We start from the raw sequence: 16,170 nt of genomic DNA on the forward strand, positions 1-16,170 counted from the left end.
GCAGCTACTACCTCATCAATGACTGAGCGCTCACTCCTGACTTTCTTTCAGCTCCATATAGCGCTCTTCCAATTCGATATGCTGGGTTTGCAAATTTAATAATTCTTGCTGCATTTCTTCCAGCTTGGACTTAAGGATTTCAACATGACCGGCTGTCGCTCCATCATCACCACCTGCAGCCTCCAATTGAAATTTTAGGCCTTGGTTTTCTTCCTCCAGTGCAGCAATGGTGCTCAGCATGTCCTTGCCTTCATTGGTCAATTCATTCACCACCGATTCAATTTGAGAAATCTCTTCATCTGAAGAATCAGCATCTTTTTCTGTTGCTGGATTTGCACTAACACCCTGCTCAAGCTTAGCTCTTAACTCTTCATTTTCCTGCAGCGCACGATCAAGTTCATCTTCAATCAATTGGGTACAGGTTTCTGCTTCTTGTAGGAAACGCTGCTGTTTTTCTAGCTGCTCGCTTAACTCAGCCATGGTTTGCTGCTGTTCTTCCTTGCTATCAGCACCTTCCAGTTTTTTCCTTAATTCTGCGATCACTTTTTGTTGATCAATAGACGCATTCCGTAAGCGCTGCACTTCTTTCTGATGCGCAATGATTGCCTGACCAACATTTGTTCCCGAATCAGGCTTGGTATCCGAAGTTAATTTATCACCGTCGCCACCCAGCATATTGCCAAGCTCATCAAAGGCAGAAGAGTAACTCTCCATCAGCGCATCAAATTCCTTGCCCGCTGATAACTCTCTACTCATTTCCATTAGCTGTTCGTAATAAACATCAGCTTGCCGCTTGGCTGCTTTCCACTTGGATTCAAGCCCTTCAGTCTTATCCTTATAACGTTGCAGCGCTTCAATTTCTTCGGTGTACTTGGCAATGAGTTTGGCATTACTCTCTTTGTCACTACTGTCCGTGCTTTCATCACTGGCGCTTGAGTCTTCCGATTCCGGCTCTTCAGCTTTGGCTTCCGGTTGTGCACTTTGATAAAACTGGATTATCTGTTGAAACTTGGCCTGTAACACATCCCAACTTGACGTTTCTTCACCACCGGCATAACGGGCTTCTTTTTCGGCAATTAAAAAAGCATGCCGCAATGAAGCTGCTTGACGATCCAGCGGGGTATCCGGGGCAATATCCAGCACGATATCGCGATCAGGGTTTAACGAGTTGTGATGCTCACGGGTCCCCTCAATTTCTTCATCCATATAATCCAAAAAGGCTTTCGGCTTTACTTTTTCTTTGGCCGCTAATTTTTTTAGCGCTTTCTTGGTTTCTTTCCGTGATTTACCGAGCGTCTGCCGCAGGGCAATCAATTTCGCTTCAAGCTCAGCAATCAGCTTTTTTAACTTACCCACATGTATCAATAAAAAACCACAGAGTAGTAGCAGCAAGACAGCTAACTCGGCAGAGATATACAGGAGAATATTTGAATCAGGCATAGAGTGTTCCATAGCACAGTAGCCAGCCAGCTTGATGATCAATTACCAATCTTACTTCAAGCCCGAAGAACTCTAGCTAAGCCACTGAAACTATACATATTTTATAATTCGGTAAGTATGGTACAGACGTATGGATTTAGCCACTTTAAAGCGGTCAATATTCAATCAATTGGAAATAATCCCAAATCCTTGCTGCCGATTACTGTCGAAATAAACGCAGATTCCTAGGGTTTTGCTCTATGGAACTTCTGAACGGGTTAATATCCAGGCCACCACGGCGGACATACCGCGCATAAACAGATAACTGCCGCGGCTTACACTGAGCCATAATGTCGCAGTAAATTCGTTCCACACATTGTTCGTGAAACTCCTGATGCTGGCGATAACCGACGATATATTCCAATAAACCCGCTCGCTCAATCTTAGCCCCTGAGTAATGAATCAGTAAGCTGCCCCAATCAGGTTGACCGGTCACTGGGCATAAAGAACGCAGTAAATGACTGCTTAATTGCTCCTCAATATGCTTACTGGAAGTCCTTAACAATTTAGGATCCGCGCTATAGCGAGTAATCTCAATGTCCAACGCATCCAGGCACTCTCCCGGTACATTACCTGGCGCTAATCCAGCATCGCTCACTGGCAACAAGCTGACACTAACAGCAGCCCCGGCACAGGCGGATAAATCCTGCACCATTAATGCTTGCACTTGCGACCAATCGGTAAATTTGGTCTGGTTAAAAGAATTGAGATAGAGCTTGAATGATTTCGACTCAATAATATTCGGTGATTGGCACGGAACATAAAACTCAGCACAGGCCACTTGCGGCTTACCTTTATTATTCAGCCATGACAATTCATAGGCATTCCATATATCAACGCCATGAAACGGCAATTGCGCGTCGTGAATACCCAAAGTGATTCGAGAGTCTTTTCTAGCGATGGCAAACAACAGCGCAGGCGTATACTGATCAACGTAAGCTACCGCTTTACCTAACAAAATCTCCGAATTCTCATCACTCATCTTAGCAACCTTATCGCTGTACTACTGACGCAAGCGCTTGCCCGAATTAAGTAAATGAACACTGAACACATAAGCGATCACCGTAAATACCAGTACCATAATTAATGACCATGTGACATTCACATCACTAATCCCCAATACCCCATAACGGAAAGCATTAACAATGTATAAGATAGGATTAATCTTTGAAACGCCCGCCCAGAAATCAGGCAGTAAATCCGTTGAATAGAACACCCCACCGAGATAAATTAAAGGGGTCAGTAGAAACGTTGGAATAATAGAGATATCGTCAAAGGAATTAGCATAGACCGCGTTGATAAAACCTGCCATCGAAAAAAACACCGAGGTTAAGACCACTATCGCAATAGTCACGGTATAGCTGTGAATTTGTAGGTCAGTAAAAAATAAAGCAACCAACGTCACAATAATCCCCACGCCTAATCCACGAGCAACGCCCCCCATCACATAGCCCAACAAAATAATATAATTTGGCGTAGGCGATACCAGAATTTCTTCCACAAAACGCTGAAACTTGGCACCAAAAAACGATGAGACAACATTGGTATAGGAGCTGGTGATCACCGACATCATAATTAAACCAGGTACCACGAATTCCATATACGTCACACCAGCCATGGTACCAATGCGACTGCCAATCAAATTACCAAAAATAATAAAATACAGGGTGATCGTAATAACCGGCGGAACTAAGGTTTGCGTCCAAATCCGCATAAAGCGTTTAATTTCTTTGCGCACCAAAGTCATTAACGCAATTAACTGTTCTTGAAAACTCATTATATATTCGCCGTTATAAAATAATTAAGACTGTTCGGTAGCGCCATTAGCTACCAAATTAACAAACAACTCTTCTAAACGATTAGCCTTATTACGCATACTGGACACCGCAATACCCTGCTTGTTAAGCGATACAAATAAATCATTTATGTTTTGTCCTTTGGCCACATCCACTTCCAGAGAACTGCTATCCGTTGAAGACAAAACACAATTAAAGCCCTCTATTTCAGGGACCTCGGTTAATGGCTGTGTCACATCCAGAATAAGTACTTCTTTATGCAGTTGCGATAGCAAACTTTTCATACTGGAATTTTGCACGATGCTGCCATGATCAATAATGGCAATATTGCGACACAGACTTTCAGCCTCTTCCAGATAATGCGTAGTTAAAATGATGGTAGTACCCTGATTATTCAGTTCTCGCAGAAATACCCACATAGAGCGGCGCATCTCTATATCTACGCCGGCGGTGGGTTCATCCAAAATCAGCAACCGCGGTTCATGGACCAAGGCTCTGGCAATCATTAAGCGGCGCTTCATGCCACCAGACAAATTGCGCGCAGCTTCAGATCGCTTTTCCCATAGGCCCAGCGCTTTCAGATATTTTTCACTACGCTCGGTAGCTAATTTTTTCGGTAACCCATAGTAACCGGCCTGATTAACGAGAATATCAATCACTTTTTCAAAATTCGGGAAGTTAAACTCCTGCGGAACAATACCTAATTCTTTTTTCGCCAGTGAGAAATTTTTGTCGATATCGTGACCAAATATTTCTACCTGACCTCCGGTTTTCTTCACCAGTGAACAGATCACCCCTATGGTCGTAGACTTACCCGCCCCATTGGGGCCCAACAACGCAAAGAAATCCCCTTGCTCCACTGTCAAATCAATGCCTTTAAGCGCCTCAAATCCATTGCCATACACCTTGGCCAACTGCTTAATTGATAATGCGGTGGTCATTGTCCTACCTGTCGTTGTATTTAGTCACGATTTATAAATCAAAGGAGATAGATGGTACCACGAAGTGCTTTTTTCAAGGCCGGAAACGATTTTATCTGACGACGCGCTGTGTTGAGGAAAATACCGCACGGCCACCAAAAAGAGCCAGTAAAGCGTTATACTAGCCGCGCTACTATCCTCAAAGACAATGACTACAAGGTTAGCACCCAATGATCAGAGCAGAAATTGAACAAGCATTAAGAACACTGCATCAGGCCATAGCCCAAGCCATACCTGAAGATGACAGCGGCAACGCCATCAACGCACAATTTGAACATTTATTTAGCACCTTTGACAGCAGCGAAGACTACACCTTTATTGCGCAGGAACTACTCAATAACTTGATAATGTTTTATCCAAACTTTACCCCGGCAATCCCCAGGGAACTACTATGGTCAGTCGGTGGATCCTGTATGCACTATTTGTCCGAAGAGGAAATGGAGCAATTTGCCGCTGCTGATACTGAGGAATCGACCAGGCACTAAGCACACGGTAATGCGTAAAAGCATTCGAAGCTGCGCCAACTTTTAGCTAAGCGCAGCCTCAATTTAACCACCTCTACTTTACGCCAACCCTGAAACAGCCTTCACTTCCAAAAAGTCGGCAAAGCCATGAGCGCCCCACTCGCGACCATTACCTGACTGTTTATAGCCACCAAACGGTGTCAGCAAATCTCCAGACTGACCATTGATATTGATATTACCCGCGCGGATACGTGAAGCGACTGCTCGCACCTGTGCCATATCATCACCCTGAATATATCCGGCCAGACCGTATGGGGTGTCATTGGCGATAGCGATGGCTTCTTCAATATCGTCATAAGGCAAAATCACTACCACCGGACCAAAAATTTCTTCCTTGGCGATAGTCATCTCATTATTTACATCAGCAAAAACCGTCGGTTTAACAAAATACCCATGCTCTAGCCCTTCCGGCTTACCGACACCACCACAAACCAATGTAGCCCCTTCATCGATACCCTGTTGAATCAAGCTTTGTATTTTATTGAACTGCACTTCGCTCACCACTGGCCCCATAGTAGTACCTTCCGCTTTGGCATCACCGACCACCAAGTCTGCGGCAAATGCTGCCGCAATAGCTGCCGCCTGCTTCATTTTAGCGGCAGGAACCAACATTCTCGAGGGCGCATTACAAGACTGCCCGGTATTCCTGAACATAACCTCCATACTGCGCGTAACGGCCGCCTCCAGATCCACATTGTCCAATACAATATTGGGAGACTTACCACCTAATTCCTGCGCTACCCGCTTAATCGTTGGCGCAGCATTTTGCGCGACCAACGCACCGGCACGAGTAGAACCAGTAAACGACATCATATCTACTTCGGGATGAGAGGACAGTGCGGTACCCACGCCCGGACCATCACCATTAATCATATTGAATACACCTGCGGGAACGCCAGCCTCCTCCATCACCTGGCTAAATATATACGCCGATAAAGGCGCTACCTCTGAGGGTTTTAAAATAACTGTACAACCAACCGCCAGCGCTGGGGCTACTTTGCAGGTAATCTGATTGATTGGCCAATTCCAGGGTGTTATCAAACCACATACGCCAATCGGTTCTTTCATCACTAAACTATTGCCGACTGCTTCTTCAAAACTATAATTTTTGAGTATTTCCATAGCTGTACTCAAATGCCCGATTCCCGTTGCCGCTTGCGCCTCTACAGCCAATTTCGTAGGCGCACCCATCTCTTCGGAAATGGCATCGGCAATATCGCTATAACGCTTTTGATACACCGCACAAATCGATGCCAGTAATTCGATGCGAAATTCACGACTACTATAACCATAAGTATTAAATGCCTGCCTGGCCGCCACTGCCGCTTTATCCACATCGGCCGCCGAACCAATGGAAATCGTTGCGCACACTTGTTCGGTTGATGGATTGATCACCTCTAACGATTTTGCTGTTACTGGAGCCACCCACTCGCCATTGATAAAAATTTGTCATAGATACGCATTACTCTCTCCTATCCACTTAAACATTGACGCAAATATCTGCGGACAACTATTAGACAACTTCAACCGTATTTTAGCCAGTGCTACAAGCTTACTTTTTGTTTAACTACTATGAACACAGTGTTAACCTCAGCCTGCATAAAACCCTTGGGTCAGGAGATAACCACAATGCTTTCACAAAAACTATCCCCCAGTAGTTTCATCATAACCACTATTATATTGATCACAGCTTGCTCAGACCCCACAGCGCCTGATCCCACAGCTACAGCCCCCAAAAGTACAACGCAATCTGCTAAAGCTTACGACTTTAGCGCACTCGAAGCAGCTATCAACGCCGGTGACGCCATTCTCGCCCAGCAACTCCTCGCGCAAGCCCAGCAACAAACGTCAACCTCTGCGGATAGAATTGCCGAATACCAGATACAACTGGATAAAATTATAGCCAGCGCAGCCCAGCGCTATTTAGAACAGGCCCAGCAGCTAATGGAAGTCGCCTATCAACCGCTGGAATCCGGCCAGACAGACCAACCACGGCAACAACTCCAATCTGCCCATGAAGCCATTCAAAAAGCCAAAAGTCTGGAACAAAGCAACCCGGGCATTCAACTGGCTCTTAACAATCTTGAGAAAAAATATCTCTCTATGATTGAATCCGCAGCCGATGATCGCGCCTACAATCGCGCCAAAAGCTTTATCGAAGATTCGCTGACTATGGAGCTTAAGCAAGAAGGTATTCTGGCTAGCGGTGCCACTATTGATAAAGCCATTATGCGCAAGGCCAGATCGATCAATCCAATGCCCATGTAAACTCACCCACTGATAAAGGATCAACAATATGATTACTGTCTATGGCTACCCCAATACTCGCTCACTGAGAGTCTGCTGGATGCTGGAAGAATTAGCACAGCCTTATGAATACTCGCTGGTGGATTTTAGTAAAGGCGAATCCCAATCCCCGCAATTTTTAGCGGTTAATCCGGCTGGTAAAGTGCCCGTAATAACCGATGGCGATTTACTGCTAACCGAATCAGCTGCGATTATTACTTATTTGGGAGACAAACTGGGCAATGGAGATCTGGTTCCCAAGGCTGGCACCCCTCAGCGTGGCCATTACGACCAGTGGTGTCATTTTGCTATGTGCGAATTAGAACAGCCATTATGGACAAGGGCCAAACATAAGTTTGCCCTACCCAGTGAGCATCGGATTAAAGAAATTTTCCCTACTGCGGACTGGGAGCTGCAAAAAGCACTGAATTTATTCAGCCAGGGGCTGGGTAAGAAGGACTATATTTTAGGTGATGCCTTTAGCGCCGCCGATATTTTATTAGGCCAAACACTGCAATGGGCTATTAGCTTTAAGCAGCAGGTGCCACAACAAAACCTGCAAGATTACTCACAACGCCTGCGCAATCGTCCCGCTTTATTAAAAGCACAACAACGGGAAAAAACCGAGGCCGGCATTTAAACTTGGGGCCGTTATGTAACTACTTAATAACGGCCCAACCCATTAAGCTTAAAGCCCCAAACAGCGGGATAAAATGGCCGGGGCAGTATCACTATTCAAGGGCTTGATGACAAAACCCTGAATACCTAAATTTTGACAGTTACTAATGACACTACTGTCAGTGACCGAACTCAGCATCACAATCGCCACATCCTTATTGCTCATCCTGATTTTTTCCAACGCAATGTCGCCGTTCATCTTGCCCATAACAATATCCATAAAGAGGAAGTCAGGGTTTTGCGCAGCAACAATATCGACTGCCTCATCGCCATCACTGGCTTCTAGAATATTGTTATATCCCAATTTATCGAGGTAGCGGCTTAATGCTTTGCGAATCAGCGGAGAATCATCTACCAGTAAAATTTTAGCATCGTTTGGCAATGGAGCTGCCAAGGGTGTGATCGTGGTTTCAACCGTATCTTTGGCATCGACCATTTTTTCAATAGAGTGGTCAGTGGCTGTTTTCCGAATTAATAGATTAAAAAAGTAACGTCCGACGCCTTCAACATGAATAGGAACAGTAACAATTGTTTCAACGCCCTTAAGGTACTGACTCATATCATCAAGATTGACGACAGTCTGCGGTGCAGAAAAACTAAAACCTAAATTATGTTTGGCCAGCAAATCTGTTGCCCGCCCTACTATCGTGTTTCCCCACTCTGCCAACGCATCAGATAAATCCTGATTCAGCGATTCAATATTACTGGCGGCGGCTCCGGCAAAACCTTCATATACACTGGCGCCAATAGCTAGAGCGGTCTCTTCGTAGTGGTGCATTAAAATCACTCCGTCCAATTCACCCTGAATCTCGGAGCACACGGCATACCCTTTGAAACGAAAATCATCGACGCTATCTTCAAAAATATCGCCTGCCTTACTGTCCATATGCGTCATTGCAGACAATGAATGGATGGATTCTTTGATAAATGGATGAAGAATGATTTTATGAATAACTTCGATAGACATGGGCAACAGCTCCGCAATGATTTCCTGAATGAATGAGTTGCGGATGAAGAGTGCGCATCCAGCCCTTCTAAATTAGTTGGAATTTGCGAAAATACAAAGCGCAGTGATAAAAAACTGAACTGCATCACATCGAAATTAGTACCCCGGCAATAGCGCCGTCCTGATAAACGGCCTTACACCGGTATAGCCGCTTGGCATCGACACCTTGATCTATCATATAGCGCTGCAGTGCTTTGCTGCGCTCACTGGCTAATAACAATAATTTATCCTGCAGCGATGCATCAGCGCTAACAACCGATGACTGCATCGCCAACATGGCTTCTTTATCTTGCAAATTGCTGCTGCCACACAAGTTTAAACTCAGACCTTCACGCGCCTTTAACACGCTCACCAGCTTATCGGCATATTGTTGCTGCGACCCGGACCAAGCCACCGCGTTCGGCTCCGCCAGCACTGGTTCGAAAGCGATCGTCCCCGCTTGCTCGGCGATATAACCCGCTGCAAACGCAATTGCGCCATAGGGTTGTAATGCAAACTGAAGATAACTGACCGAGCCTTTTTGCAATGCCTGGCTTAAAGCCTTGTTGACCAATGAATTCAAACCCACACTGGGATCGCTTAAATCCCCCTTAACTGGCACCGACAAATCAATATGGCCATCGCTATCCTTTAAAATGTTGAGTGCCATCGGTAACGGCATCGGCAAAGTAGCTGCCAAAGATTCTTTTGCTGGATTTTTCAAACCTTCCATTTCAAGTCGTCGTATATCCAATTTATTGGTCATATCAATTTGCTGCTGTTTCAGCGCCAGATCAAATTGATAATCCAATTGGCCCGTGGAAAACTGATAGCCCAGTGCCGGTTCGATATAAGGGGATAAATCCGGCAGCGATATAGAATGAATATCACCCTTTATTTTCATTGCAGGGTACTCCGCAAACAAAGCCACTTCACCACCAATATCGATAGTAGCAAACTCACCCCATCCGGCTTTTATCTTCATTGGTGAATACTGCTCAACACTCGACTGATCTATTTGACTAAGTGACAAGGTATCAATGATTAAATCATTGGCCGATGATTGCTGAAAGCGTTTATCTCGCAATTGAATCACACTGCCTTTGGAAACTGAAAAGTTCGCCAGGGAAACGCTATAGCCTGGTTCGTTGGCAGCACCTGCCTGCTCTGTAGCGGGCTTAGCGTCGCCATTGCTTAAATTATCCAAGCTGGATTGCAACAACGCCAAGCCATCCAGTTCACCCTGTTCAGTCATCAGCAAATGCATAGCCAGACCATCCAAATTTAAACTATCAACATGGATTTTTTTATCGCCGCTAGCTGACAACTTAGACAACAGTAAATTCTTTTGCTGCCATAACGCTTGTTTGGCGTCTGCAGGCTTAACCGCCAGCAAACCCTCAATTGTCAAACTATCCCATTGCGCCCTAATCGTTTCATCCGCTTGTAACTGCTTAATCGCCAAAGTGTCCCAGGCCAATAACAAGAGCTTATTATCCGCGTCCACCACCGATAATTGATCAATAGTTTGTGTCGATGCGATTGAAAACCTGAGCGGCTCAGCCAATAGCAACGCATTCATCTCACCCTGCCAGTGAAATTTTTCACTGTTTATTTGTAATTGCTGATAATCCAATTCCAAACGATTAACCGTTATATTTCCAGCTACCTTCAACGGTATACTATCGTCACTTTCGCGCTGTGCCTGAATCGATAAATCAACATCCACAGCGCCATTGAACTTGCCAACGGGTGCAACTAACAAACCATTAATTGACGCCAATGGAAAATCTTTAATGACTAACTTTCCATTCAGCTCCGGCTTTGTGGCTAAGGGTTGCGCCTTTACTTCTAAAAAAATGGGTGCCCCAGCCCAACTAGCGTCAAAGGTCAATTCAGCCACGCGATCTTCCCAGGTTGAAACTCTGGTTAACTCTAATTGTTTAATGATCAGCGGAGCACTGGCAAACCGTGTGCGGACATCTATATGAACGTTGGATAATTTCACTACTTCCACATCAAGCTGCGGCAAAGCTATTGAATCTGCTTGTTCCTCGCTGGTAGCCGACGCATCTTCAGGATTGGTATTTAAGGGCACTATAATTTCAAACTGGCCATCATCGCTTTCAATGACCGCAAAATTAGCATCACGAATTTCCAGCGATTCGATCACAATGCCACCGCCAAAGAATCCATTCCACGCAAATTTTATACCCAGATAAGCAAACTCCAGTTTGTCTTGCTGTTGGTTGCGGAGTTGTAAATTATCGATCTCGATATCGCCCGCAAATAAATTGATATCCATATCTTCTATGACAGATTGCTCAAAATCCGAATCCCGCAGCACCTTGACCAAATACCATTTAACACCCACCGGGAGTAGCGAGATAAACAAAACAAAAGCCACAGCAATCGCTAGCAATTTGTTTTTATGACGAACCATAAACTGAGTACTTGAATGAGTCATAGCGAAGACATTATTAATAAATAAGAGCTAACTAGTGTAGGGGTATGTGATGTCATTGCCAATAGCTTTGCCCCCATAGTAAAAAAGCCGCCAGATGGCGACTTTGTTATTGAACAACCGATAAAAACTAGGACAGGATTGGTGCAATACCCACTGCGGCACGGACCTTCTTCAGCAAGCCAGAAGCATAACTCCGAGCTTTCACTGCGCCTTTTTGCAATTCTTGCTCGATATATGCGCCATCGGCCATCAGTTCCTCATAGCGTGCTCTAGCTGGGCCCACTTCGTCATTAATCAAACCGAACAATTCCTTTTTCGCCTGTCCCCAAGCAATGCCGCTGGCAAATTGCTCACGCATGTACTGGCTCTGCTCTTCAGTGGCAAAGGCCTGCCAAATCTGAAACACCGTCGAGTCATCAGGGTCTTTCGGTTCCCCCGGCTCCAATAAATTGGTTTTGATTTTATTAATGTGCTTTTGCAACTGTTTCTCAGTTAAAAACAACGGAATCGTGTTGTTATAGCTCTTACTCATTTTACGGCCATCCAACCCATTCAAGACCGCCACATCCTCGCTCACTTCAGCCTCGGGCAAGACAAACAAATCATCAAAGTGATGATTAAACCGCTGGGCAATATCACGCGCCATTTCAACATGCTGAATTTGATCTTTACCAACAGGAATTTTCTTCCCATTGAACATCAAAATATCAGCAGCCATTAAAACCGGATAGCTGAATAAGCCCATAGTAATAGCGTTATCAGGATCTTCCCCGTCCTCTTCATTAGCCTGTACTGCAGCTTTATAGGCATGTGCACGATTCATTAAACCTTTGGCAGTCATACAAGTCAGTATCCAACTGAGTTCGGTAATCTCGGGGACATCAGACTGACGATAAAACGTACTATTGTCAGTATCCAGCCCCAAAGCCAACCAAGTGGCAGCAATTTCCTTAGTGGATTGACGCACCTGCATAGGGTCATGACATTTAATCAAGGCATGGTAGTCCGCTAAAAAAAAGTAGGAATCCAAGTCACTGTTATGGCTGGCGGTTATGGCTGGCTTGATCGCTCCCACATAATTACCCAAGTGCGGCGTGCCTGTGGTGGTGATACCGGTTAAAATACGTTCTTTGGTCATAATGGTAACTGCATGATTTGATAGATGAAAAACGCGGTCATGATACTGCCTGAAGCAGATGCTGGCTAGCTCAACGAGGGAAATGGGTGGTTTTTAGCCGACCTTTAATTAGCCTTCAAAAGTCAGAATGGACAAAACAACAAGATAGGCGGGCCAGCACAATGGGGGCGCAAGCAACCCCTGATGATATTGAACACCATGCCTACCCATCACCGGTGGCGCAATTTAAGTACGAGTGATATAACATCAGCCTTTACAACTAGGCTACTACAACACAGCTCGCTGATAAAACCAGAACAAACCGACGCATCCTATCGCTACAGATGCAGGGATACTCACCCACTGTCGATACCAATGTTTATTGCGCATTAACCATACTGCGCCCAAAGCGATTAGCACTACTGCTATTTGCCCAAATTCAACACCAATATTAAAGGCCACCAAGGCCGTCCACTGTGCGTCAGCGGGCAGGCCCAACTCAGCAAGTACACCGGCAAAGCCCATACCGTGAATCAAGCCGAAAATAAATATCACCAAAACACGCCATAGCTTTAAATCCTTGCGATAGATATTTTCAAATGCTACTACAGCAATCGATAATGCAATAAGCGGCTCCACAATCTCGGGAGAAATAGCAATCACACCAAAGATGGTCATTGCCAGCGTAACGGAATGCGCAAGGGTGAATGCCGTCACCTGCCAAAACAACACTGACATCTTCAAACTCAGAAAAAACAAGCCCAGCACAAATAGAATATGATCCATTCCTTTAGGAATAATGTGGGTAAATCCCAACCCAATAAATTCGGGAATAATACTTACGCTGGCTGTCATTTCCTCAAAAACAGCCACAGCTTCATCCAAGGGGTGCGCCTGCACACTTACGCTGCTTGCTAGCATTATTAGTAAAATCAACAGCCTATTATTAGCAGGCTTAAAGCCATTAATTTTTCTCATTGTGCTGTGCTACCTTGGCGTCAAAATCAAAAACAGAGTCATAAGATAACAGCAAAACAATAACACTCCCCTACACCGCTACCAATACAGCTTTTACGACGCGTTTTTAGCGACGGATCACATTTTTATGATCTAAACAATTAACCCGGACGTATCTCAGTAAATGATCATTAAAAGCAGCGTAGTCGACACAGGCTAACGTAGTTTTAAGCGGGAGGTAGCAGTGAAAACGTGGAAAAAAATAGGCCTATCAATAGGATCGGTAATAACTATCTCCGCTATTGGCTTATACGCCACCTATACGCTGAAAAATGCCCCGGCTGAACTTCAGGAACCTAACTACTACAGCTATTACCAACAACAAGACACTCAACCTGAAGGGAAGGTAGGAATCTATATTTCGCAGATGATTTTGCCTGAAACATATGATGAAGAAGTCTACTACAACGTTTTTTTCAAGCCGCTGAAAATAATTCCCTGGCCAATTAGAGAACTGCTTAAAGTGGATAATGGCACCCCACTCTATGATGCAGAACGTTACTTTGAGACAAAAGAATTTACCCCTACCCGTCTAGTTGACCACAATGGCAATGACACTGACACTGATGGCCTAAGCTATGTAGAGAAATACCATCAGGGGAAAATAAGCTTTGTAGAAGGTTCCGATGCAGCCACACCAGGATATTTTCTATTCAAAGAACGCAAAGCAGGCATGCCTACCCGGGCGGCATCATTTATGGCTAAAGCACAAGTCTATTACCACCGCGCTGGAGCCGGCTTGGCCGATGGCAGAGTACCTGAGGAAGCGGGGATTAAGGCACTGGTAGCTGCCACCATGCAGCAGGTTGAAAAAAAATACGGCGCTGTTAGCTGGCGCTGGGCAAACACCGAAAAATACAGCGAAGCTCGCAAAGCCATGTTCGAGTTATTAAATGGCGGCGCCAACACCATCGTCTTTGCACCACCACGTCCTATTATGTCTCACTACGAAGAATTTAATGCTTCAGTTAGATTAGGCATGGAATATATAAAAGAGTGGGAAAAACAGCACAACAAAGAAATCAAAACCATTATTGCCCCACAGCTAGCCGACTTCCCTGAATTAAGACAAGCCTACCTAAACCTATTACGCGACCAATTAGCCAGCATCCCAAAAGACAAATCAGTCAAAGTGGTGGCGTCTTTTCATGGTATGCCGTGGGAGATGGTCGAAAACGAAGCATGGCTGCAATTATCTAAACCCTACCTCAGTGCGATGCAATCCGACATCACTAAAACCCTACAAGAAGAACACAATTTTGCGCGCACTGAAGTCATTATTGCGCAAGATTATTTCGCTGAAATGACGGATATGTACCAGTCTACTAACGACGCTTTTTGGCAAGGCATCGAAGATAATTATGATTACGTAATCAACCTACCGGTAGAGTTTATTACTGAAAATACAGATACATTATTCGCTCATGCACTGATGAACTTCCAGGGATTTGATGGCTACGATGTTTACCAAACCATTGATTACACAAACTGGGATGAGCCGCTAGCCCGTGAATTTAAACAGGGCGATACCACTATTATTTATACCAGCGTGCCGGTTGGAAAATATCGCCAACCCTTAGTTCAGGCCCACTTTAAATCCATCGACTCAATATTATCGCAAGGTATGACGCCCACCTCCATATAGAAACCCTGGCTATCAATGTTCCCCATAATAAATCCAGAACCGGAGCGTTAAAATGAAAGAAATCGCTGACGACACCGAACAAGCGACGAGACCTTTAACTGCGGGATTTTCTCTAAGAGAAAAAGCTCGCCGTGAAGCACGCCCTACCGAGGGGAAAATGGCACTCTATAAATCGGAGCATGGTTTTAATGAAATCATGGACTGGTATGAGGGTTTGGTAGATAAAATCAACATCCCTTTTAACTCCCGGTTTGTAAATACCCGTTTCGGCCGTACTCACATGCTAGTTTGTGGTGCTGAAGATGCCACACCGCTGATTCTGGTTCAGGCGGCTGCAGGCAGTGCGCCGTTATGGCGCAACCAACTACCGGCTTTTGCCAAACACTTTCGAGTCTATGCACTGGATACCGTGGGCCAACCCGGGCTAAGTGACCCAACCCCACCTTCCTATCTAAACAACGATTATGTCGATTGGCTTACAGATGTCATCGACGACCTGCATATCGAAAAGGCCCATTTTATCGGCGTCAGCGCCGGCGGCTGGCAAGTAATGCAAATGGCTATTCAAAAGCCAGAGCGCGTTAACAAGTTGATCATGCTTAGCCCTATGGGTATTTCCCATGCGCGCTTACCAATAAAAATATGGCTCACCAAGGTCTTGCGAAAAAGCAAAGACGTCGATTCATTAGAAAAGGATTTAACTGCAAAATCTGTAACATCTAAAAGCCCCGGAGGCTCCTTTGGTACCTTCGACCGACAACTCGCCAGAGCGATGGCGCTATGTACTCGTCACTTTCGATTAGACCGCTCCCTGGGCGTATATGGTGAGAACAGTAATAAAATCAGTTTCATTAAAGCGTTAAAAGTGTTGCGAAAGTTCTTTTTATCCGAGCCCAAGTCCTTGCTACGTAAAATGCAAAGTGAGGCACTGGTGGTATTTGGTGAGCACGAAGTATTATATAACCCTTACAAAGTTGCCAAGCGTGCAGAAAAACTAATGCCCAATACCCGCGCCGAGGTGTTAAGCGGTGCCGGCCACGCCGTAATTTATGATCAGGTTGAACAAGCTAATACCATGATTGTGGACTTTTTAAATAAATAGTATGGTTCACTCTTATGCAATAATCAGAAACCACACAGCCCTATCAATACTGGCTGATGCTAGTGGTACTATTACTCGACCAATAAAAAAAATA

At 45.0% G+C, this 16,170-nt stretch carries 14 protein-coding genes; 5 read left to right on the plus strand and 9 right to left on the minus strand.

Features of this window, described 5'->3' with window-relative positions; translation table 11 throughout:
• Positions 1-30: 30 nt before the first annotated feature.
• From UNITIG_RS04795 to UNITIG_RS04810, 4 genes are all read right to left on the minus strand, one after another.
• On the minus strand, positions 31-1,440 hold the full coding sequence (locus UNITIG_RS04795; RefSeq protein ID WP_101757368.1) for a hypothetical protein: 1,410 nt from the start codon (positions 1,438-1,440) through the stop codon (positions 31-33).
• A gap of 199 nt (positions 1,441-1,639) precedes the next feature.
• A complete protein-coding gene (gene queF, locus UNITIG_RS04800; RefSeq protein WP_101757369.1) occupies positions 1,640-2,461 on the minus strand; it encodes an NADPH-dependent 7-cyano-7-deazaguanine reductase QueF in 822 nt (273 codons plus the stop codon).
• 21 nt (positions 2,462-2,482) lie between these two features.
• Positions 2,483-3,256 carry an ABC transporter permease gene (locus UNITIG_RS04805; protein ID WP_101757370.1) on the minus strand — a complete coding sequence of 258 codons (774 nt, stop codon included), beginning with the start codon at positions 3,254-3,256 and terminating at the stop codon, positions 2,483-2,485.
• Positions 3,257-3,280: 24 nt separating this feature from the next.
• Complete coding sequence (locus UNITIG_RS04810; RefSeq protein WP_101757371.1) at positions 3,281-4,216, minus strand: ABC transporter ATP-binding protein; 936 nt, start codon at positions 4,214-4,216, stop codon at positions 3,281-3,283.
• 209 nt (positions 4,217-4,425) lie between these two features.
• On the opposite strand from UNITIG_RS04810, the gene UNITIG_RS04815 reads away from it, so the two are divergent.
• On the plus strand, positions 4,426-4,740 hold the full coding sequence (locus UNITIG_RS04815) for a hypothetical protein (protein WP_101757372.1): 315 nt from the start codon (positions 4,426-4,428) through the stop codon (positions 4,738-4,740).
• Between the two features lie 78 nt (positions 4,741-4,818).
• On the opposite strand, the gene UNITIG_RS04820 is transcribed toward UNITIG_RS04815, so the two are convergent.
• Positions 4,819-6,204: an aldehyde dehydrogenase family protein gene (locus UNITIG_RS04820; protein WP_369809143.1), complete on the minus strand. Its 1,386-nt coding sequence runs from the start codon at positions 6,202-6,204 to the stop codon at positions 4,819-4,821.
• Between the two features lie 204 nt (positions 6,205-6,408).
• Here UNITIG_RS04820 and UNITIG_RS04825 point away from each other — a divergent pair, with 204 nt between their 5' ends.
• Complete coding sequence (locus UNITIG_RS04825) at positions 6,409-7,047, plus strand: hypothetical protein (RefSeq protein WP_101757374.1); 639 nt, start codon at positions 6,409-6,411, stop codon at positions 7,045-7,047.
• A 28-nt stretch (positions 7,048-7,075) separates the two neighbouring features.
• Positions 7,076-7,705: a glutathione S-transferase family protein gene (locus UNITIG_RS04830; protein WP_101757375.1), complete on the plus strand. Its 630-nt coding sequence runs from the start codon at positions 7,076-7,078 to the stop codon at positions 7,703-7,705.
• A gap of 48 nt (positions 7,706-7,753) precedes the next feature.
• On the opposite strand, the gene UNITIG_RS04835 is transcribed toward UNITIG_RS04830, so the two are convergent.
• The 4 genes from UNITIG_RS04835 to UNITIG_RS04850 form a co-directional block, all read right to left on the minus strand.
• Positions 7,754-8,710 (minus strand): response regulator, encoded by a 957-nt coding sequence (locus tag UNITIG_RS04835; RefSeq protein WP_101757376.1) that lies wholly within the window; start codon positions 8,708-8,710, stop codon positions 7,754-7,756.
• Between the two features lie 124 nt (positions 8,711-8,834).
• Entirely contained in the window at positions 8,835-11,171 is a 2,337-nt protein-coding gene (locus UNITIG_RS04840; RefSeq protein WP_159931091.1) for a DUF748 domain-containing protein, read from the minus strand.
• Between the two features lie 151 nt (positions 11,172-11,322).
• Complete coding sequence (locus UNITIG_RS04845; RefSeq protein ID WP_101757378.1) at positions 11,323-12,333, minus strand: tryptophan--tRNA ligase; 1,011 nt, start codon at positions 12,331-12,333, stop codon at positions 11,323-11,325.
• 267 nt (positions 12,334-12,600) lie between these two features.
• Positions 12,601-13,212, minus strand: a complete 612-nt coding sequence (locus tag UNITIG_RS04850) for a HupE/UreJ family protein (RefSeq protein ID WP_159931092.1) — start codon at positions 13,210-13,212, stop codon at positions 12,601-12,603.
• Between the two features lie 301 nt (positions 13,213-13,513).
• Here UNITIG_RS04850 and UNITIG_RS04855 point away from each other — a divergent pair, with 301 nt between their 5' ends.
• On the plus strand, positions 13,514-14,974 hold the full coding sequence (locus tag UNITIG_RS04855; RefSeq protein WP_101757380.1) for a ferrochelatase: 1,461 nt from the start codon (positions 13,514-13,516) through the stop codon (positions 14,972-14,974).
• A gap of 52 nt (positions 14,975-15,026) precedes the next feature.
• The gene (locus UNITIG_RS04860; RefSeq protein ID WP_101757381.1) at positions 15,027-16,076 is read left to right on the plus strand and encodes an alpha/beta fold hydrolase; all 1,050 of its coding nucleotides are present in this window, start codon (positions 15,027-15,029) and stop codon (positions 16,074-16,076) included.
• The last annotated feature ends 94 nt before the right edge of the window (positions 16,077-16,170 follow it).

This window comes from Oceanicoccus sp. KOV_DT_Chl, assembly GCF_900120175.1.
Classification (GTDB): domain Bacteria; phylum Pseudomonadota; class Gammaproteobacteria; order Pseudomonadales; family Dasaniaceae; genus Oceanicoccus.

Bases quoted from the DNA above. Each gene is read 5' to 3' on its own strand.
- UNITIG_RS04810 (WP_101757371.1), bottom strand. From the start codon at position 4,216: ATGACCACCGCATTATCAATTAAGCAGTTGGCCAAGGTGTATGGCAAT.
- queF (WP_101757369.1), bottom strand. From the start codon at position 2,461: ATGAGTGATGAGAATTCGGAGATTTTGTTAGGTAAAGCGGTAGCTTAC.
- UNITIG_RS04860 (WP_101757381.1), top strand. From the start codon at position 15,027: ATGAAAGAAATCGCTGACGACACCGAACAAGCGACGAGACCTTTAACT.
- UNITIG_RS04840 (WP_159931091.1), bottom strand. From the start codon at position 11,171: ATGGTTCGTCATAAAAACAAATTGCTAGCGATTGCTGTGGCTTTTGTT.
- UNITIG_RS04805 (WP_101757370.1), bottom strand. From the start codon at position 3,256: ATGAGTTTTCAAGAACAGTTAATTGCGTTAATGACTTTGGTGCGCAAA.
- UNITIG_RS04795 (WP_101757368.1), bottom strand. From the start codon at position 1,440: ATGCCTGATTCAAATATTCTCCTGTATATCTCTGCCGAGTTAGCTGTC.
- UNITIG_RS04825 (WP_101757374.1), top strand. From the start codon at position 6,409: ATGCTTTCACAAAAACTATCCCCCAGTAGTTTCATCATAACCACTATT.
- UNITIG_RS04815 (WP_101757372.1), top strand. From the start codon at position 4,426: ATGATCAGAGCAGAAATTGAACAAGCATTAAGAACACTGCATCAGGCC.
- UNITIG_RS04845 (WP_101757378.1), bottom strand. From the start codon at position 12,333: ATGACCAAAGAACGTATTTTAACCGGTATCACCACCACAGGCACGCCG.
- UNITIG_RS04830 (WP_101757375.1), top strand. From the start codon at position 7,076: ATGATTACTGTCTATGGCTACCCCAATACTCGCTCACTGAGAGTCTGC.
- UNITIG_RS04835 (WP_101757376.1), bottom strand. From the start codon at position 8,710: ATGTCTATCGAAGTTATTCATAAAATCATTCTTCATCCATTTATCAAA.